This window comes from Nonomuraea fastidiosa, assembly GCF_042751225.1.
GTDB lineage: Bacteria > Actinomycetota > Actinomycetes > Streptosporangiales > Streptosporangiaceae > Nonomuraea > Nonomuraea fastidiosa.
Genome location: NZ_CP170570.1, coordinates 5,632,665 through 5,650,610 on the forward strand (window position 1 = coordinate 5,632,665; position 17,946 = coordinate 5,650,610).

At 72.0% G+C, this 17,946-nt stretch carries 16 protein-coding genes; 6 read left to right on the plus strand and 10 right to left on the minus strand.

Translation table 11 applies throughout. The annotated features are described in order from the left end of the window. Window positions 1-107 precede the first annotated feature (107 nt). Entirely contained in the window at window positions 108-1,709 is a 1,602-nt protein-coding gene (locus tag ACFMQL_RS26010; RefSeq protein ID WP_364055898.1) for an ABC-F family ATP-binding cassette domain-containing protein, read from the plus strand. 99 nt (window positions 1,710-1,808) lie between these two features. Further along, window positions 1,809-2,291: a proteasome activator gene (locus ACFMQL_RS26015; RefSeq protein WP_378787451.1), complete on the plus strand. Its 483-nt coding sequence runs from the start codon at window positions 1,809-1,811 to the stop codon at window positions 2,289-2,291. 8 nt (window positions 2,292-2,299) lie between these two features. Here ACFMQL_RS26015 and ACFMQL_RS26020 read toward each other — a convergent pair whose 3' ends face one another. The 7 genes from ACFMQL_RS26020 to ACFMQL_RS26050 form a co-directional block, all read right to left on the minus strand. Then, window positions 2,300-2,881 carry an ATP/GTP-binding protein gene (locus ACFMQL_RS26020; RefSeq protein ID WP_364055894.1) on the minus strand — a complete coding sequence of 194 codons (582 nt, stop codon included), beginning with the start codon at window positions 2,879-2,881 and terminating at the stop codon, window positions 2,300-2,302. Further along, complete coding sequence (locus tag ACFMQL_RS26025; protein WP_364055891.1) at window positions 2,862-3,212, minus strand: DUF742 domain-containing protein; 351 nt, start codon at window positions 3,210-3,212, stop codon at window positions 2,862-2,864. The genes ACFMQL_RS26020 and ACFMQL_RS26025 overlap by 20 nt, the downstream gene beginning before the upstream one ends. Then, window positions 3,209-6,175, minus strand: a complete 2,967-nt coding sequence (locus ACFMQL_RS26030) for a nitrate- and nitrite sensing domain-containing protein (protein ID WP_378787453.1) — start codon at window positions 6,173-6,175, stop codon at window positions 3,209-3,211. Before ACFMQL_RS26030 ends, ACFMQL_RS26025 begins: the two co-directional genes overlap by 4 nt. 299 nt (window positions 6,176-6,474) lie before the next feature. After that, window positions 6,475-7,650 carry an acyl-CoA dehydrogenase family protein gene (locus ACFMQL_RS26035; RefSeq protein ID WP_364055882.1) on the minus strand — a complete coding sequence of 392 codons (1,176 nt, stop codon included), beginning with the start codon at window positions 7,648-7,650 and terminating at the stop codon, window positions 6,475-6,477. Window positions 7,651-7,729: 79 nt separating this feature from the next. Continuing rightward, window positions 7,730-8,353, minus strand: a complete 624-nt coding sequence (locus ACFMQL_RS26040; RefSeq protein WP_378787456.1) for a YoaK family protein — start codon at window positions 8,351-8,353, stop codon at window positions 7,730-7,732. Window positions 8,354-8,495: 142 nt separating this feature from the next. After that, window positions 8,496-10,295 (minus strand): glycosyltransferase, encoded by a 1,800-nt coding sequence (locus ACFMQL_RS26045; RefSeq protein WP_378787458.1) that lies wholly within the window; start codon window positions 10,293-10,295, stop codon window positions 8,496-8,498. 315 nt (window positions 10,296-10,610) lie between these two features. Beyond that, window positions 10,611-12,287, minus strand: a complete 1,677-nt coding sequence (locus tag ACFMQL_RS26050) for an aromatic amino acid ammonia-lyase (RefSeq protein WP_364055873.1) — start codon at window positions 12,285-12,287, stop codon at window positions 10,611-10,613. A gap of 94 nt (window positions 12,288-12,381) precedes the next feature. On the opposite strand from ACFMQL_RS26050, the gene ACFMQL_RS26055 reads away from it, so the two are divergent. Then, window positions 12,382-12,777 (plus strand): arsenate reductase family protein, encoded by a 396-nt coding sequence (locus tag ACFMQL_RS26055; RefSeq protein WP_364055870.1) that lies wholly within the window; start codon window positions 12,382-12,384, stop codon window positions 12,775-12,777. A 123-nt stretch (window positions 12,778-12,900) separates the two neighbouring features. On the opposite strand, the gene ACFMQL_RS26060 is transcribed toward ACFMQL_RS26055, so the two are convergent. Next, entirely contained in the window at window positions 12,901-14,451 is a 1,551-nt protein-coding gene (locus ACFMQL_RS26060) for an MDR family MFS transporter (RefSeq protein WP_364055867.1), read from the minus strand. 150 nt (window positions 14,452-14,601) lie between these two features. Between ACFMQL_RS26060 and ACFMQL_RS26065 the strand changes: the two genes are divergently transcribed. Further along, window positions 14,602-15,180, plus strand: coding sequence for a TetR family transcriptional regulator (locus ACFMQL_RS26065; RefSeq protein WP_364055864.1), 579 nt, complete (start codon window positions 14,602-14,604; stop codon window positions 15,178-15,180). Between the two features lie 136 nt (window positions 15,181-15,316). Here ACFMQL_RS26065 and ACFMQL_RS26070 read toward each other — a convergent pair whose 3' ends face one another. Continuing rightward, on the minus strand, window positions 15,317-16,108 hold the full coding sequence (locus ACFMQL_RS26070; protein ID WP_378787460.1) for a 4'-phosphopantetheinyl transferase: 792 nt from the start codon (window positions 16,106-16,108) through the stop codon (window positions 15,317-15,319). A 74-nt stretch (window positions 16,109-16,182) separates the two neighbouring features. Here ACFMQL_RS26070 and ACFMQL_RS26075 point away from each other — a divergent pair, with 74 nt between their 5' ends. Both ACFMQL_RS26075 and ACFMQL_RS26080 read left to right on the plus strand, forming a co-directional pair. Then, window positions 16,183-16,983: an alpha/beta fold hydrolase gene (locus tag ACFMQL_RS26075; protein ID WP_364055858.1), complete on the plus strand. Its 801-nt coding sequence runs from the start codon at window positions 16,183-16,185 to the stop codon at window positions 16,981-16,983. Between the two features lie 54 nt (window positions 16,984-17,037). Beyond that, complete coding sequence (locus tag ACFMQL_RS26080; protein ID WP_364055855.1) at window positions 17,038-17,514, plus strand: hypothetical protein; 477 nt, start codon at window positions 17,038-17,040, stop codon at window positions 17,512-17,514. 12 nt (window positions 17,515-17,526) lie between these two features. On the opposite strand, the gene ACFMQL_RS26085 is transcribed toward ACFMQL_RS26080, so the two are convergent. Then, window positions 17,527-17,943 (minus strand): cold shock domain-containing protein, encoded by a 417-nt coding sequence (locus tag ACFMQL_RS26085; RefSeq protein WP_364055852.1) that lies wholly within the window; start codon window positions 17,941-17,943, stop codon window positions 17,527-17,529. Window positions 17,944-17,946 lie beyond the last annotated feature (3 nt).

Consider the following 17,946-nt stretch of genomic DNA (forward strand, 5'->3'; position numbering starts at 1 on the left):
CGGCCCGCCCGTACACTGATCCGCATGTCTACGCCCCGGACTTCTTAGCCCAGGACACCGGCTTCACGTCACCCTTGTGTCCTTGAGCTTTTCCGGAGCGTCATCCCATGCTTACCTTCCGTGGCGTCGCCGTGCGCGCCGGCGCCTCTCTGCTCATGTCCGGTGTCACCGGTCACGTCGCCCCCGGCGACCGCGTCGGCCTGGTCGGCCGCAACGGCGCGGGCAAGACCACCCTCATGAAGACCCTCGCCGGGCGGCTCCAGCCCGCCTCCGGCGAGATCGTCCGTACCGGCCCGGTCGGGTACCTGCCGCAGGACCCGGCCGCGGCCGACCCCGCGAGCACGGTCATCGGCCGCATTCTGTCGGCTCGCGGCCTCGATGAGGCCGTACGCGAGCTGCGCGCCGCCGAGACGGCGCTCGCCGAGACCGCCTCGGCCTCCCCACAGGCCGCAGAGAAGGCCATGGCCCGCTATGCCAGGGCCGAGGCCGAGTTCCAGGCGCGCGGCGGCTACCCGGCGGAGGCGGAGGCCGCCCGCGTCGCCGCCGGGCTCGGGCTGCCCGACCGGGTGCTCGACCAGCCGCTCGGCACGCTCTCCGGCGGTCAGCGCCGCCGCGTCGAGCTGGCCAGGGTCCTGTTCGCCGAGCCGGGCGTGCTGCTGCTCGACGAGCCGACGAACCACCTCGACCGCGACTCCATCGCCTGGCTGCGCACGTTCCTGCTCGGCTACCCGGGCGGGCTCGTCGTCATCAGCCACGACACGGACCTGCTCGCCGACGTGGTCAACCGGGTCTGGCACCTGGAGGACGGCACGCTGGAGATCCGCAACATGGGCTGGGAGGCGTACCTGGCCGAGCGGGAGGCCGACGACCGGCGCAGGGCCAGGCTGCGCGCCGCCGCCGAGCGCAAGGCCGCCGCGCTGCGCGCCCAGGCCGACCGCATGCGGTCCCGCTCGTCCACCGCCGTGCGCGCCCGCGACATGGCCCGCCGCGCCGAGCGCATGCTCGCCGAGACCCGCCCGGTGCGGCGCGCCGCCAAGGTCGCGCGGTTCCGGCTGCCCGAGCCCGCGCCCTGCGGCCGCACGCCGCTCGGCGCGATCAGCCTGACCAAGTCGTACGGCGGCCTGCCCGTGCTGACCGGCATCGACTTGGCCATCGACCGCGGCAGCAGGCTCGTCGTGCTCGGGCTGAACGGCGCGGGCAAGACCACCCTGCTCAAGATCCTCGCCGGGCATGAGCGGCCCGACTCCGGGCGGGTGGTGCACGGCCACGGGCTGCGCCTCGGCTACTTCGCCCAGGAGCACGACACCCTCGACCCCGCGCACACCGTCGGCCGCCACCTCGCCGAAGCCGCGCCGCACCTCAGCGACGGCGAGGCGCGGACGGTCCTCGGGTCGTTCCTGTTCGGCGGGGACGACGTGGACAAGCCGGTGGGGGTGCTGTCGGGCGGCGAGAAGACCAGGCTCGCGCTGGCCGGTCTGGTCAGCTCGCAGGCGAACGTGCTGCTGCTCGACGAGCCCACCAACAACCTCGACCCGGCGTCCAAGGCCGAGGTGCTGGGCGCGGTGGCGGCGTACGAGGGGGCCGTCGTGATGGTCACCCACGACGAGGAGGCCGTCGAGGCGCTCGCCCCTGACCGGGTGCTGCTGCTGCCCGACGGCGTCGAGGACATGTGGAACGAGGAGTACGCCGAGCTCGTCACCCTGGCCTAGCGGCCGGGTCGTCGCCGGCGTGAGGGGCGCGTGCCTGGGCAGGGGTCAGCTGAGGACCGCGCCCCCACGTGGGGCGAGCTGCGACGACAGGACGGCGACATGACCTCTGCACCCGATCCCCACCGGCCGGTCGCCCCTCCCATCCCGCCCGGCGCGGCGGAACCGGAGGACGCGGCCGAGGCCGCGATAGAGGCCGAGATCGGGCGCGTCAAGGAGCCGGCGCGGCTGCTGCGCGTCAGCACGATGGCCCGATCGATGCTCGACGAGGCGCGCGGGCTGCCGCTCGACGAGCACGCACGCGAGCAGCTCGGGCACATCCACGCGCGCGTCGTCGCGGAGATCGGCGAGTCGGTGGCGCCCGAGCTGCGCGAAGAGCTGGAACGGCTGCTGCCCGCCACGTCCGGCACCCTCACCCAGGGGGAGATCCGCATCGCGCAGAGCCAGCTCGTGGGCTGGCTCGAAGGGGTGTTCCAGGGCATCAAGGTGGGGCTGTCGCTCCACCAGGCGGCCCATCCCGAGCTGCCGGGACGTCCGGGACCGCCTCGCCCGCCGGGCGGCCCGGGCGCGGGCCCGTACCTGTGATCAGACCTTCATCGGCCTTTCACCGCGTACGTGACGAGCGTCGTCAGCACCTCCTTGACCGACTCGCGCTGCCGCACGTCGCACATCACGATCGGGATGTGCTCGGCAAGCCCGAGCGCCCGCCGCACCTTGGACGGCTCGTACCGGCGGGCGCCGTCGAAGCAGTTGACCCCCACCACGAACGGGATCTGCCGCTGCTCGAAGTAGTCGACGGCGGGGAAGCAGTCCTGCAGCCTGCGCGTGTCGGCGAGCACCACCGCGCCCAGCGCGCCGAGCGCCAGCTCGTCCCACATGAACCAGAACCGGTCCTGACCCGGCGTGCCGAACAGGTACAGCCACAGCCCGTCCCTGATCGTGATCCGGCCGAAGTCCAGCGCCACCGTGGTCGTGACCTTGGACTCCACGCCCGAGGTGTCGTCCACGCCGATGCCGCGGTCGCTCAGCAGCTCCTCGGTGTGCAGCGGCCGGATCTCGCTGATCGTGCCCACCATGGTCGTCTTGCCGACGCCGAAGCCGCCCGCGATGAGGATCTTGATGGCCAAGGCAGGGACGGCCGGCGCCGTCCCCGGCTCAGAGACTGCGTAGCCCATGGAGCACTTCCCTGTAGATGCGTTCGTCGATCGTCTGCGCGACGGGGCGCGGGCGGTCGATGGTGACGAGGCCGTCGCGGCGCAGATCGTCCAGGATGACCCTGGTGATGTTGATGGGCAGCCGGAGGTGCGCCGCGACGTCGGCCACGGGTGTGGGCCTGCGGCACAGCGCCAGCACGGAGCGATGCTCCGGCATCAGGTCCGGAGGCCCGGGGGCGTCGCCGGCCGTCGTGACGATGGCCATGAGGTCGAACGCCTCGCCCTGAGGCCGCGCCCGGCCCCCGGTCAGCCCGAACAGCCGGATCAGCGGCCCCGGATCGTCCCCGCTCACTGCCTCGAACCGTTCCAGGCCGGAGCCGGTGCCGCTCCTCTCGGTTGCGCGGAGAGGTGCTCGCCGACCCTCTTGACCATCAGCGCCATCTCGTACGTGACCATGCCCAGCTCGGCGTCCGCCGAGGCGAGCACGGCGAGCCTGGCGCCCTGGCCGGCGGCGGTGACGAACAGGAAGCCCTCCTCCAGCTCGATGATGGTCTGCCGGACGCCGCCCAGCCCGAAGTGCCGTCCCGCTCCGGTGGCGAGGCTGTGGCTGCCGGCCGAGATGGCGGAGAGGTGCTCGGCGTCCTCCCTGGTCAAGCCCTGGGAGCTGCCCATGTTCAGCCCGTCGGCGGACAGCACGATGGCGTGCCGGATGCCGGGCACGCGCTGGATGAGGTCGTCGAGCAGCCAGCTCAGTTCGCTTCTGGAGTCAGGCATCGGATTGGTCGTCCTTTCGGTTCCACATGTCGTGCTCGTGCCCCGTCTGGCGGCGGCCTTGCTGCCAGCCGCGTTGCATGGACGACATGAGCTGTGCGAGCTCCTCAGGGCTGCGCTCCGCGACGACGCGCCGGTGCACGCGTCCGGAGTCACGTAGCTGGGGAGCGAGGCTGGCCTGCGGGATCCGCATGGGCAGCCCGTCGAGATCGTCGTCGGCGTCCTGAGGCGGCACCGTGACGCTCCACGCCTCCTTCGCCCCGCCGTTCCCCGGTGATCCGGGTACGGGCGTGGGCTTGGGGCCGCCGCCGGCCGGTCGCCGCATCGGCAGCTCCACGTCACCGGTGTCGGGCCCCGTGAGCGGGGGCCCCGAGCGTCCGTTGGCGTTTCCTGTGTTGTCTCCCATGGTGTGTCCCGTGGCGGGTGCCGTCGCGGGTCTCGTCGTGGGGGAGCCGGGTGCCGGCTCCGGTTCGGGGCCGGCCTGGCGGCCGGGACGGTGCCGGACAGCCAGGCGGGCTCGGGCGTCCAGGTCGTGCCGGGTTCCGGCGCGCTGTCCCGGTGCGGGGCGTCGAACCAGGTGCCGCGCTCGGGGGCGGTGCTCGTGTCCTGCCCCCAGGATGAGCTCGGCGCGGTGGACGAGCCGGCGGTGAGCGCCGGGCGCTGGGCTTCGGCGAGCAGCGAAGCGGGCAGCAGCACGATGGCGGTGGTCCCGTCGTACGGCGAGCGCCGCAGCATGACCTTGATGCCGTGCCGGGCGGCGAGCCTGGCGACCACGAACAGGCCGAGCCGGTCGGTGTCGTCCAGGTCGAACTCCGGCACGTCCGACAGGCGGGCGTTCAGCTCGGCGAGCGTGGCGTCGTTCAGGCCCAGCCCGCGGTCCTCGATCTCCAGCGCCAGCCCGTTGGCCGCGGTGAGGCCGCGCACGCTCACGGTGGTGTTGGGCGGCGAGTAGACGGTGGCGTTCTCGACCAGCTCGGCGACCAGGTGGATGACGTCGGTGACGGCCGGGCCGACGAGCAGCGGCGCGTCCTGCATGGGCGCGACGGTGACCCGCGTGTAGTCCTCGACCTCCAGCACGGCGGCGCGTACGACGTCGAACAGCGGCACCGGGTCGCGCCAGCGGCGCGCGGGCGCGGAGTCGGACAGGATGATGAGGTTCTCGGCGTGCCGCCGCATGCGGGTGGTCAGGTGGTCGAGCTTGAACAGGTCCTCAAGGACGTCCGGCTCCTCCACCCTGCGCTCCATCGTGTCGAGCAGCGAGAGCTGGCGGTGCAGCAGCGCCTGGTTGCGCCGGGCCAGGTTGAGGAAGACCTGGCTGACGCCCTTGCGCAGCGCGGCCTGGCCGACGGCGGCCTCGACGGCGGTGCGGCGCACCGCGGCGAAGGCGTCGACCACGCGGTCCACCTCGGCGGTCTCGGCCGGTTCGAGCGGGGGCGCCTCGGTGGCCGGGTCCACGTCCTCGCCGCGGCGCAGCCGTTCGACGAGGCGGGGCAGCCGCTGCTCGGCCAGCTCGACCGCCGAGCCCTGCAGCCGGTGCAGCTCGCCGACCAGCGAGCGGCTGAACCGGTACGACAGCGCCAGCGACACCAGCACCGCCGCCAGGCCGATCAGCAGGACCAGCCCGATCCGCCAGTACGCGCCGACCTTCTGGCTCTCGGCCTCGGCGGCGGCCCTGGCCAGCTCGGCCTGCGTGGCCTGGTTGATCTGGGCCAGCACGGCCTCGGCGTCCGCGCGCCACTCGTTGCCGTTCACCGGCGGCGCGCCGCCCGTGTCGAAGGTGAACAGCTCGTCCTCGACCGCGACCACGCGCTGGTAGGCCTCGCTCGCCACCAGCTTGTCGTAGGCGGCCCGCAGCTCGGGCCCGGCGTCGCGCTCGGCGTTGGCGAAGACGAGCCGGCGGCTGGTCATGGCGGCCACGAACGCGGCGCGGTCGGTGGGGGTCATCCTGCGGTGCACGATCGTGCTGGTCAGCACCGCGTGCTCGCGCCACAGGTATTCGGCGGTGGCGCTGTAGGCGGCCATGCCGCGCACGGCGCGGTAGGAGGAGACGTCGCTCAGCGCGTCCCGGTCGGTGAACTGCCGGTTCACCACCGCGATCAGGTTGTTGTACGCCTCGATGATGGTCAGCGGCGGGGCCAGTACGCCGCCGTCGGCGGAGGCCCGCAGCGACTGGAGCCCGTCGAGGGCCTGCACCATCGCCTCGACCTGAGCCGGCGCCTCATCGGTCTCGCCTTCGAGGATGTCGTCGATGATCTCGCGGATCCTGGCGACCTGGGCGTCGGTCTTGTGCCGCTGGTCGGTGAGCGGCCTGTACGCCGCCGTGCTGCCGGGCGCCTCGGCGGAGAGCTTGCGCTCGCGCTGCAGCTCGACGATCAGCTGGAGCAGCGGGGAGCCGATGGCCTCCCACCGGTCCTGCGTCTGCGAGACCTCGACGATCTCGTCCACGCTCGAGTAGGCGATGAACCCCCATAACGCGACCATCGAGACCAGCGGGAGTAAAAGAATCCTGAGCAGCTTGGTACGGATCGGCGGGGGCGAACTCATCCTTCATCCATTCCGCGCGTGCCTGTGCGCTGCCGGGTGGCCGTGGACTCGCTACCGCCCCCCGAGGTTGCCCGCCACGACCTGATTGCGCCTGTGGTCCGTCCACTATGCCGATGGGGCAGATGTACTTCAAGGTACGGATGCGAAGAAACATCGCGAATGGTGGGTTGACTCTTTGTCAACCTACGATTCGTGAATCGTGACGGCCGTCATGCCACGCACAGTGACCAATTCCGCGCGAACGACCAGGGAATCGATCAGGGGGACGAGCGTGGGACCGGTCAAATGAGCGGCCACGATCAGACGAACGCGCTGTGCCCCGTCACCGCCCGCCCGACGATGAGCGTGTTGATCTCCCGGGTGCCCTCGTAGGAGTAGATCGCCTCCGCGTCCGCCACGAACCTCGCGATGTCGTAGTCGAGGATGATGCCGTTGCCCGCGAGCAGCTCGCGCGCCCAGCCGACCGCCTCCCGCATCCGCGACGTGCAGTACGCCTTGGCCAGCGCCGAATGCTCGTCCTTGAACACGCCCTCGTCCTGCAGCTTCGCCAGGCGCACCACCATGCCCAGGCAGGCGGTGGCGTTGCCCAGCATCTTGACCAGCAGGTCCTGCACGAGCTGGAAGGACGCGATGGGCCGGCCGAACTGCTCGCGCTCCCCGGCGTAGCGCAGCGCGATCTCGTACGCGGCGATCATGATGCCGACCGCCTGCCACGCGACGCCGCTGCGGGTCCTGCGCAGGATCTGCGCCGTGTCGCGGAAGGACCGGGCGTTCGCCAGCCGGTTCGACTCCGGCACCCGGCAGCCCGACAGCGTGATGTCGGCGTTCTGCACCGTGCGCAGCGCCATCTTGTTCTCGATCTTCGTGGCGGTGAACCCGGGCGTGCCCTTCTCCACCACGAACCCCTTGACCTGCCCGTCCTCGACGTCCCTCGCCCACACCACGATCAGGTCGGCGAACGTGCCGTTGCCGATCCAGCGCTTGGCCCCGTCCAGCACCCACGTGCCGCCCTCGCGCCTGGCCGTGGTCCGCATGCCGCCCGCCACGTCGGAGCCGCCCAGCGGCTCGGTGAGCGCGAACGCGCCGATCTCGTCCATCCTGCTCATCGCCGGCAGCCAGCGCTCGCGCTGCTCCTGCGAGCCGCACGCGGCGATGCTGCCCATCGCCAGGCCCGTGTGCACGCCGAAGAACGTCGCCATCGACGGGTCCGCGTGCGCCATCTCCAGCGCGAGGAAGCCGCTGAGCAGGCCGCTCGGCTTCGAGCCCGGGCACTCGGGGTGGGCGAGGGCCGCGATGCCCAGCTCGGCGTACTCCTTGACCAGGTCGATCGGGAACTCGCCGCGCAGCCAGCAGTCGTTGGCGATGGGCACCACCTTGTCGTGCAGGAACTCCCGCACGCGATGCAGCGTCCGCCGCTCGTCCTCGGCGAGCATGTCCTCGAACTGGTAGAAGTCCCCGGTCAGCAGCTCCGACATGGCCCCCGCTTCCTCCGCTCGTGGCCGCTCCTCCTACCCAGCACCCGCGTCCCGACACTGCCGGGCCTTTCTCGGGGCGTCATGCGTACGCGCTGGCGGCGAGTGCCACGGTCACCGCGAACAGCGCCAGCGCGGGCGCGGCCAGGGGGAGCAGGCGGACCAGCAGCGTGCCGCCCGTCGCGCCGAGCGCCAGCGCGAACAGCACCGCCACCAGCTCGGCCCCGTACGGCTGCCCGGTGCCGGAGGTCAGGTGGCGGGCCAGCGTGGTGGTCAGCGCCCCCGTGATGAACGTGGTCGAGCCGATGAACGTGTGCAGCCGGTGCGTCACCGCGCTCTGCACCCCCATGGCGAACGCGGCCGTCGCGATCAGCCCGAGCCGCGGCGCCGACAGCGCCCAGCCGGTCAGCAGCACCACCAGCAGCCCGGCCTCCGCCGCCACCGCCAGCCTCGTCCGCGGCGCCCACCCCGTCACCCCGCGCGTGAACCGGAACGCCGCCGCGAGCCCGCAGGTGAACGCGGCCAGCGCCACCAGCGAGCCCACCGCGTCGGCGAACTGGCTCCAGGCCGCCGAGATGCCGAGCAGTACCAGGTTGCCGGTCATGTTCGAGGTGAAGACGTGGCCCAGCGAGAGGAAGGTGAAGGCGTCGACGGCTCCCGAGGCCAGCGCCAGGCTCAGCACCGGCAGGCGTGGGACTGATCGCATCTGTCCATCGTCCGCCGTACAGGCCGCGGGGACGGGGAAGGCACGCAGGCAGCACGGCCGTGTCGGCCGAAGCGCTGGTCGACCGGCAGCGAGGATCGCCCCCGCCGGCCCCGCCCGCTTCGCATGCCGGGAAGTCGGGCGGCTACGCGCCGCCCTGGTGCCCGTTCGAGCCCGGGTGCGTGCCGTTCCCCGGTGCGGCCTGGGCCTGCTGGGTCGCCTGTTTGGAGGCGTCCGAGACGGGCTTCTGGGCGGGTTTCTGCGTGGAGGCGGGCAGGCGGTCGAGGACGCGGCGGCGGATGACCCGCTTCACCCGCCCGGTCAGGGTCACCGGCGGTGCGGGCTGCCGCGCCTGCCGCTGCGCCGCGTGCAGCTCGCGCCGCAGCGTACCCACCTCGCGCCGCAGCTCGACCGTGCTCTTGCGCCAGCGCCCCGCCTCGTCGCGCCACTTGGCGACCTGGCCGCGCAGCCGCTCGTTCTCCTCGGTCAGCCGCTCCACCTCGGCCTGCGCCTGCACCCTGGCCTTGTACGCGGCCCGCCGCCCCACCAGCTCGGGCAGCTCGTCACCGGAGGGGGAGAAGTCGTACTCCTCGCCGGTCACCCACCGCACCCCGGACACGTCGTCCACCGCGTCCTCCAGCGGCTCGCCTGGACGGGCGACCAGCCGGGCGCGCGAGAAGGACGCCACGCGTTCGAGCCGGGCCTCGACCACCCCGTCAGGCGTCTCGTCCAGCAGCACCCTGATCAGCCCGAGCGCTTCGTTGCGGGCCAGCCGCAGCAGCCGCGCCACGCTGTCCTCGCCCGGCATCCACCCGGCGGGCAGCCGCAGCACGAACGGCACCGACGGGTGGATCTCCTCGGTGGTCGCCAGGCGTACCCGGCCTTCGTGCTCGTAGTGGCCGTGGACCAGCACCAGATCGAGGTTCGGGTCCTTGAGCGGGGCGCGGCGGTCGCGGTCGAGGGTGTCCCAGGGGCCGGTCACGACGACGGACAGGTCCGGCACCGTCGAGGCGAGCAGGGCGTCCACGCTGGAGCGCACGGCCTCGTACCCGGCGGTGCCGGAGACGACGGCGGTGACGTGCGGGATCTTCCACTGCCGCGCGGGGTGGGTGCGCAGCCACTGGTAGGTGGGGATGCGGTCGGCGACGAAAGCGTGGCTGACGCGGTCGATGCGCTTCTGCTCCCGCATCCGCATGGTCGGCCCGAGGTGATAGGCGCGAGCCTTGGGCTCCGGTACGAACACCGCGCCCGCCTGCGCGAGCCGGTAGCCCATCTCGGTGTCCTGGCCGAGGATCAGCTCCTCGTCCATCGGCCCTGCGGCCTCGATGAGCCGCCTGCTGACCGAGGTGGCGCCGCCGACGTGCAGGCTGAACGGGCGTATCGGGTTGGCGGTGAGCCCGTCGGTCCGCTCCACCAGGCCCACCAGCCAGGCGTGCGGCTCGGCCGGCTCGAACGCCGCCTCCAGGTCATCGGGCAGCTCGTCGGGCAGCGGGGCGCTGGTGAAGCGGATGTAGCCGGTCACCGAGAGATAGGGGGCCGTGTGGTGCCAGCGCATGTGCGCCTCGAGGGCGCCCGGCGTGAGCACCACGTCGGAGTCGAGCCAATGGATGACGTCGCCGGTCGCCTCCGCGAGCCCGGCGTTACGGGCGGCGGCCCGGCCCGGCCGCTCGCACACCACCAGACGGGCGGCGCTGCCCTCGGGCAGCCGCAGCGGCGGATCGCTGCCGTTGTCCACCACGATGATCTCGGTCAGCTCCGCCGGATACGTCTGCCGCGCCAGCCCCGCGAGCACCAGGTCGAGCTTGTCCTGGGCGCCGTAGGCGGGGATGACCACGCTGACCCGCAACCGGGGCGTGAACCGCTCCGGCGGCCGCAGGACGCGGTAGTCGTTGCCGCGGACGCGCGGCACCTGGCTGTCTGCAGGGTCCCGAGGGGTCACGGACATGCGCGTTGCTACTCCCTCATTGCGTCGTCGGTCGGGGCGATCGCGTGCCCACTGTAGAGCCCTTACCTGAGAACGCAACGAAACCGGCATTCAGGAACTTGTGTTCCCGCAGGTCAGGCTTGTCAGGATTTGTCAAGGAAGCAGGAAAACCGCGCCGCCGTCCTCGCCCGCCGTCGAACACCCCTCCGCTCCGGCGCCCCTCCGTGCTCAGAGGTGCACTGACGCCGGCGACGGCGGCGGGAGCGGTCGTGCTCAGGGGCGCACTGACGCCGGTGCCGGTGCCGGTGCCGGCGACGGCGGCGGGTGCGGGTGGGGTCAGGGGCGGGTGGTCGTCGGCGGCGGCACGAGGCGGCCGTTCCTGATCAGCGCGACGACCCGCTCCAGATCAGGCGTCATGTAGCGGTCGTCACCGAGTGGTGCGACGTACTGGCGCAGCTCCGCGTGCAGGGCGCGGGTGCCGGGGCCGAGCGGCAGGCCGGTCATCTTGTCCGCGATCAGATCGATGCCCTGGGCGGCCATCAGGTACTGCACCGCCAGCACGATCTCCAGCCGGTCGAGGTTCTCGTGCAGGTGCCGGGCCGAGGCCATGGCCATCGTGTTGTGGTCCTCCTGGCCGTCCTTGACCGGGCGGGACAGCGTACCGGCCGGGGTGGCCCTGACCTGCAGCTCCGGGATCAGCGCCGCGGCGACGGACTGCACCTGCACCATGCCGGAGTTCAGCCCCGGCGTGCCGCCCGCGAGGTTCGCGGGCAGGCCGTAGCTCCAGCGGGGCGACAGCAGCCGCCCGGACAGCTCCTGCGACAGGACGGCGACGTCGGCGATCTCCGCGTTGAGGCTGTCGGCGAGGTGCCCCATGATCGAGGCGTCCCAGTTGCCGCCCATGACGAACTCGTAGCCGGTGCCCTGCTTGCGCCGGAAGACGAGCGGGTTGGAGGTGGAGGAGTTCGCCTCGCGTACGAGGGTGCGGCGGGCGTCGGCGAGCACGTGCCGCAGCCCGGCGAGGATGTGCGGCGCGGCCCGTACGGACACCGCGTCCTGCACCCGGGGCTCGTAGTTCTCGGGGTCGAGCCGCTTGCGGCCCTCCTCGGTCATCCAGCCCGAGCCCGCCACCATCGCCCGCAGCCGCGCAGCGACCGCGTTCTCCTCGGGGATGTGCCGTTCTTTGTGCGTACGCGCGTCCAAGGATCCCTGCTCGGCCCTGGTCGCCTCCATGAACAGCGCGAAGGCGCCCTCCGCCTGGTCGGCGAGTACCGTGGCCCGGCGTACGGCGTCCATGAGCAGGGCCGCCACGACCGTGCTGCCGCTGACGATCGGCAGCGCCTCCCCGGCCTTGAGCGTGAACGAGGCCGGCAGCCCGGCCTTGGGCAGCAGGGCGGACGCGGGCCCCTCCTCACCCGCGTACCGCACCGGCGCATCCTCGCCGATCGCCGCCAGCCCGGCCGCGGCCTGCGGCTGCAGGTCGCCGGTGCCGAGCGAGCCGATCTGCGGCATCCTGGGCACGACCCCGGCGTTGACCAGGGCGAGGAGCCGTTGCGGCAGCTCGGGGCGCACGCCGTACGTGCCGCGTGCCATCTGGTTGGCCTTGATGACCAGCGCCAGCCTGGCCACGTGATCGGGCACGGGCTCGCCGACCCCGGCGGCGTGCGAGCGGAGCACGTTGCGCTGGAACTGCTCGGCCTGTTCCGGCGAGAGTGGCCGGTCCTTCAGCGGCCCGAGCGCCTGGTTCCAGCCGTACACCCGCTGCCCGCTCTCCAGCGCTTCGAGCGCGCCCGCCCGCGTCCGCGCCATCGTCGCCTGCGCGTTCGGCGCGATTCTGGCCGAGACCGGGCGGCCCTCCAGGATCGCGAAGGCGTTCTTGAGCGTGAACGAGCGGCCGTCGAGCACCAAATTCAGCGGGCGCGGCGCGGGCGCGGCCGGTTCCGCCGTGGCCTGCCCCGGTACGAGCAGGGCTGCCAGCAGTCCCAGCCCTGTGGCGATGCGTGCGATCCTCATGAAACGCCTCCCCCTTCGGATCGCTCCGTTATAGGCAGGGGAGAGGTCAGGATGGGCGACGGCAGGCGGGTGCTGACCTGATCCGGGACAAGTGATGAGGGCCCCGGTACTGTCGGTGGCCATGGAGATCTGGATCAACCCGGCCTGCTCCAAATGCCGCGCCGCGCTGTCCGTGCTCGACGCCGAGGGCGCCGGCTACACCGTACGCCGCTACCTCGACGACCCGCCGAGCGCCGACGAGCTGCGCGACCTGCTGGCCAGGCTCGGACTCGAACCCTGGGACATCACGAGGACCGGCGAGACGGTCGCCAAGGAGCTGGGCCTGGCCTCCTGGCCGCGCGACGCCGCCGCCCGCGAGCGGTGGATCGAGGCGCTCGCGGCCCATCCCGTGCTCATCCAGCGGCCGATCATCACGGCCGACGACGGGTCGGCGGTGGTCGCCCGTACGGAGGAGGCCGTCCGCTCCGTCCTGCCCGCGGCGGGAAAGTGACGGAAGGCCGCGTCCCCGCGGGCGAGACGGGAACGCGGCCTTCCGGGTCCTTCGGGTCTTCCGGCTCTCCCGAAGGCTCACGCGGCCACCGGGCTCTTACGGCCTTCCGGGTTTGTTGACGCCTTACGCGGGACTGGCCGGGGTGGGAGCGTCCTCCTTCATCGGCTGAGCCGGCAGGTCGAGGCTGTCGCGCAGCTTCGCCGGCTTGAGGAAGAACGCCGCGATGAGCCCGACCACCGCGATGCCGGCCGAGACGAGGAAGATGTGGCCGGTCGCGTCACCGTACGCGGCGCGCACGATCTGCTTGATCGGCTCGGGCAGCGCGGCGATGTTGAGGCTGCCGCTCGCCGCGGCGCCGTCGCCGGTCACCGGGATGCCGGCCTTGGCCAGCCCTTCCGTGATGCTCGTCGCCACCCGGTTGGCCAGCACCGCGCCGAGCACGGACACGCCGACGGTGCCGCCGAGCGAGCGGAAGAACGTGATGGCGCCGCTCGCCGCGCCGACCTCGCGCAGCGGGACGGTGTTCTGGATGACCAGGACGAGGTTCTGCATCGACATGCCGACGCCGATGCCGACGGCGAGCATGAAGAGCGAGACCAGCACCAGCGACGTCTCGTGGTCGATGGTGGACAGCCCGCCGAACCCGGCGAGCAGCACGACCAGGCCGACCAGGATGTACGGCTTCGTCTGGCCGCTCTTGGAGACCATCCGGCCGCTGATCGTCGAGGAGAACAGCACGCCCACCATCATCGGGATGGTCAGCAGACCGGCGGCCGTCGGGCCGTAGCCGCGGCCGATCTGGAAGTACTGGCCGAGGAAGACCGCGCCGCCGAACATGGCCATGCCGACCGAGAGGCTGGCCAGGATGGCGAGCGCGGGGTCGCGGCGCTTGATGACGTGCAGCGGCACGACCGGCTCGCGCACCTTCGACTCCACGTACGTGGCCAGCGCGAGCAGCGCCACGCCACCGCCGACCATGGCGGCGGTCTGCCAGGACAGCCAGTCGAAGGAGTTGCCGACGAAGGTCACCCAGATGAGCAGGACGCTGACGCCGGCGGCGATGAGCGCGGCGCCCCAGTAGTCGATGCTGACGTCGGCGCGGCGCACGGTGGGCATGTGGAGGGTCTTGGCGAGCAGCGCGAACGCGGCGATGGTGAACGGCACGGCGATGAAGAAGCACCAGCGCCAGCCGAGCCAGGAGGTGTCGGCGATGAGGCCGCCGAGCAGCGGGCCCCCGACGGTGGCGACGGCCATGACGGCGCCGAGGTAGCCGTTGTACCGGCCGCGCTCCTTCGGCGGGATCATGGCGGCGATCACGACCTGGGTGAGGATCTGCAGCGCGCCCATGCCCAGGCCCTGCAGGGCGCGGAAGGCGATGAGCTGGCCGGTGTTCTGTGCGAACCCGCAGGCCAGCGAGCTGACCATGAAGATAACAATGGAGATCTGGAGCAGCAGCTTCTTGTTGAACAGGTCGGCGAGCTTGCCCCAGATGGGCGTCGAGGCGGTCGAGGCCAGCAGGGATGCGGTGACGACCCACGTGTACTGCGACTGGCTGCCGTTCAGCGCGCCGATGATCTGCGGCAGCGCCACCGAGACGATGGTGGCGCTGATCATGGCGACGAACAGGACGAGCAGGAGGCCGCTGAGGGCGTTGAGGATTTGGCGGTGGGTCATCGGCTCCGCCGCGGACGGCGCTGCCGGCTGGGCACTCACACGCAACCTCCGTTCAGGGTGTGTAAGGGAAGCAACTGGGACACTTTACATGCTCAAGCGGCAACTTTGCTCATTGAGCATTTATTCCCAATGGGTAAACTATGTCGCACCATGGGCAGTACAGCAGGGTTGCGTGAGCGCAAGAAGGCAGAGACGCGGCAGGCCGTGCACGAGGCCGCGCTGCGGCTCACCGTCGAACACGGCCTCGACAACGTCACCGTCGAGGCCATCGCCGACGCCGCCAACATCTCGCGCCGGACGTTCTCCAACTACTTCGCCGGCAAGGAGGACGCGCTGCTGTACGGCGACGAGCACATGCACGACACCCTCGTGCGCCGCGTACGCGAGCAGCCGCCCGACCGCTCCGCCTGGCTCGCGCTGCGCGGGGCGCTGGACAGCCTCTTCGACGAGCACGACGGGCCCGACCGCGAATGGCACGTCCGCGCCCGCCTCGCCATGCGCCACCCGTCCCTGCTCGCCCGCCAGCTCGCCAACCGGATCCAGCTGGAGAACGATCTGAGCGAGGCGGTGGCCGGACGCGACGGGGCCGCCGACCCCCGGCTCGTCGCGGCCACGTTCCTGGCGGCGCTGCGGGTGGCCACCCAGCAGTGGTGCTCGGAGGACGAGACCCGCCCGCTCCAGGACGTGATCGCCCAGTCCCTCGACCAGCTGGCAGCCCCCTTCACCTGACCCGGGCCGCCGGCGGCCCGAGCTCCTGTCCCGTCGGCCGCCGGCCCGCCGGACACGCCGCCCGTTGAGCGCCTCTACGACGACTCGCCGGACCGTGACGCGCACGGCATCCGGGTCCGCCGCGTGTCCTGGCCGCTCAGCCGCCGGTCTTCTCGTCGTCCCAGGGCAGGACGATGGCGGTGAGGATCAGCCCGTCGGCCGCCAGCCAGCGTCCGGAGAAGTCCTGGAGCGTACGCCCGCCGAGCTGCGGCCCCGGGACGAGTAATCGCGCGCTGAAGCTGCCGCGCACGCCGCCGGGCTGAGCGGCGGGCGCAGGGGCGGACCCAGGGGCGGACCCAGGGGCGGACCCAGGGGCGGACCCAGGGGTGGACTCTGTGCCGGACACCACCGCCGGGGCCGGGTCGGCGACGAGGTCGATCCGAGCCTCCTCGAAGCCGAGCCACCGCCCGGTCAGCGGATACCACGTCTTGTAGACGGCCTCCTTGGCACAGAACAGCAGCCGGTCCCAGTGCACGCCGTCCTGCCCGGCCCGCTCCCGTACGAGCACCGACTCCTCGGGCAGCGCGACCGCGTCGAGCACCCCGTCGGGCAGAGGACCGTCGGGCTCGGCGTCGATCCCGATGGACGCCACCTCGGACCGTACGGCCGCCACCGCCCCGCGATAGCCGGCGCAGTGGGTGATGCTGCCCACGATGCCGTCGGGCCACAGCGGCTCTCCGCGGGATCCGGACAGGATGGGCGCAGGCGGACGGCCGAGCAGCGCGAGCGCCCTGCGGGCGCAGATGCGGGCCGCGGCGAACTCCTTGCGGCGCTTGTCGACGGCGCGGGCCACCAGGGCCTCTTCCTCGGGGAACAGCACGCCGTCGAGATCGTCGTCGTCGCGCGACTCGACCGCGACGACCTGCGGGGGGAGGATGGATTCGATCACGTGGACACCGGGGCCGGGCCGATCATGGCTTCATTCTAGGCGAGCACTGTTTAGGTAGATCGTCTAATGATTGGGTGGTCGCTGAGATTCAACCCCATTGCCTGGAGGACGACATGCCCGCCCGCGCCGCCGCCGACCGTGAGCTGTGGATCCGCTCCTTGCGCCCGGCTCCCGGGCGCGCGGTCACGCTGCTGTGCTTCCCGCACGCCGGTGGTGCCGCCGGCTATTTCACCCCGCTGGCCCGGTGTGCGCACGAGTCCGTCGAGGTGCTGGGCGTGCAGTATCCGGGGCGGCAGGACCGCTTCGGCGAACCCATGATCGACGACATCTTCGTGCTGGCCGAGCGCATCCATGAGGCGCTGACGTCCGCGCCGGTGGAAGGGCCGATCGCCTTTCTGGGGCACAGCATGGGGGCGACGGTCGCGTTCGAGGTTGCCAGGATCATGGAACGGGAGGGCCAGGCCCCGCCCGTACGGCTGTTCGCCTCGGGCCGGCGCGCGCCGTCCCGCTCGCGTGACGAGGGCGTGCACCGCCTGGACGACGCGGGCCTGGTGGCCGAGGTGCGCGCGCTGAACCCGGCCGTCGCGCCCGCCTTCGACAACGCCGAGTTCGTCTCGATCGTGCTGCCCACGCTGCGCAACGACTACCGCGCCGTCGAGCGCTACCGGTGCGCGGAGGAGGCGACGGTGAGCTGCCCGATCACCGCGTTCCTCGGCACGGAGGACCCGAAGGTGACGCGGGACGACACGAGCGCGTGGGCCGGGCACACCACCGCCGGTTTCGACATGGAGCTCTTCCCCGGTGGCCACTTCTACCTCGAGGACCAGTGGGAACGCGTGTACGCCGAGCTGGCCCGCCGCCTGCCCGGCCGCTGAGCACGTACAAGATCGAGTTGCGCGGAGAGAAATCGTCAGGGATTCTTGACGACTATGAGTTTCCGCTCCCCTGACATCCCCGGCCACGAGGGCTTCGCCGCCCCGGTGCTCCCCGACGGCCAGGCCGCCCCGACCTCACCCGTCTTCACCAAGACCTTCGTCGGATACCGGGCCTCGTGCTCGTGCGGATGGACCGACCGCCGCCGGCTCCCGCCCACGGAGGAGGGGCTCAAGGACGCCGAGTACCGGTGGTGGAGCAAGCACGCGGCCGCCCTCATCGCCGCCGCGCCGCCGAACTGGCTGGTGGTCAAGTCGGATCTGCTGTGCCAGGAGATCGTACGGCTGGCGGGGGAGCGGCCGCTCGCCGCGCTCACCCTGCTGTCGCAGGTCGAGAGCTGGCAGCGCACGCTCCTCGATCAGGCCGTCACCGCGGCCAGGGCGGGTGGCGCGTCGTGGGCGGAGGTCGGTGAGGCGATGGGCATCAGCAAGCAGGCCGCACACGAACGGTTCAGGGCGCTCAGCGGCACGTGAGGCGGCCTGGGCTCAGCTCTCGACCCACTTGTAGCTCTTGGCGAGCGACGACAGCTCTTGCCGGATGGCCGCGATCTGCGTGCCCGTCAGCGTCGGGACCGTCGTGATGAGCAGCTCGGTGATCTCTCGCTTGAACTCCGACTCCGACAGCACCTCGCACAGGTCGTCGCCGCCGCTCTCGTGGGAGCCGGCGTAGGAGCCCTGCGTGTGGGCGGTCGTGCCCCGCTGACCGACGATGCGTACGTCGGACGCCTTCAGCCCCCGGTCGCCGCCCTCAAGGCGGAACTCCACGATGGTCCCGGGCCTGAGCGCGTGCTTGTCGTCCAGCAGGTCGTTCGCGTGCAGGAAGACGTCGGCGCCGCCGGTATCCGGCGCGATGAACCCGTAACCCCGAACCTGATCGAACCGCAGTACCCTACCCGTGACCACCAG

Excerpts from the sequence above, each read along its gene's own strand:
- ACFMQL_RS26055 (WP_364055870.1), top strand. The coding sequence starts at position 12,382 with ATGAGGGCCCCGGTACTGTCGGTGGCCATGGAGATCTGGATCAACCCG.
- ACFMQL_RS26040 (WP_378787456.1), bottom strand. The coding sequence starts at position 8,353 with ATGCGATCAGTCCCACGCCTGCCGGTGCTGAGCCTGGCGCTGGCCTCG.
- ACFMQL_RS26015 (WP_378787451.1), top strand. The coding sequence starts at position 1,809 with ATGACCTCTGCACCCGATCCCCACCGGCCGGTCGCCCCTCCCATCCCG.
- ACFMQL_RS26050 (WP_364055873.1), bottom strand. The coding sequence starts at position 12,287 with ATGAGGATCGCACGCATCGCCACAGGGCTGGGACTGCTGGCAGCCCTG.
- ACFMQL_RS26045 (WP_378787458.1), bottom strand. The coding sequence starts at position 10,295 with ATGTCCGTGACCCCTCGGGACCCTGCAGACAGCCAGGTGCCGCGCGTC.
- ACFMQL_RS26065 (WP_364055864.1), top strand. The coding sequence starts at position 14,602 with ATGGGCAGTACAGCAGGGTTGCGTGAGCGCAAGAAGGCAGAGACGCGG.
- ACFMQL_RS26030 (WP_378787453.1), bottom strand. The coding sequence starts at position 6,175 with ATGAGTTCGCCCCCGCCGATCCGTACCAAGCTGCTCAGGATTCTTTTA.
- ACFMQL_RS26080 (WP_364055855.1), top strand. The coding sequence starts at position 17,038 with ATGAGTTTCCGCTCCCCTGACATCCCCGGCCACGAGGGCTTCGCCGCC.
- ACFMQL_RS26060 (WP_364055867.1), bottom strand. The coding sequence starts at position 14,451 with ATGACCCACCGCCAAATCCTCAACGCCCTCAGCGGCCTCCTGCTCGTC.
- ACFMQL_RS26010 (WP_364055898.1), top strand. The coding sequence starts at position 108 with ATGCTTACCTTCCGTGGCGTCGCCGTGCGCGCCGGCGCCTCTCTGCTC.
- ACFMQL_RS26020 (WP_364055894.1), bottom strand. The coding sequence starts at position 2,881 with ATGGGCTACGCAGTCTCTGAGCCGGGGACGGCGCCGGCCGTCCCTGCC.
- ACFMQL_RS26035 (WP_364055882.1), bottom strand. The coding sequence starts at position 7,650 with ATGTCGGAGCTGCTGACCGGGGACTTCTACCAGTTCGAGGACATGCTC.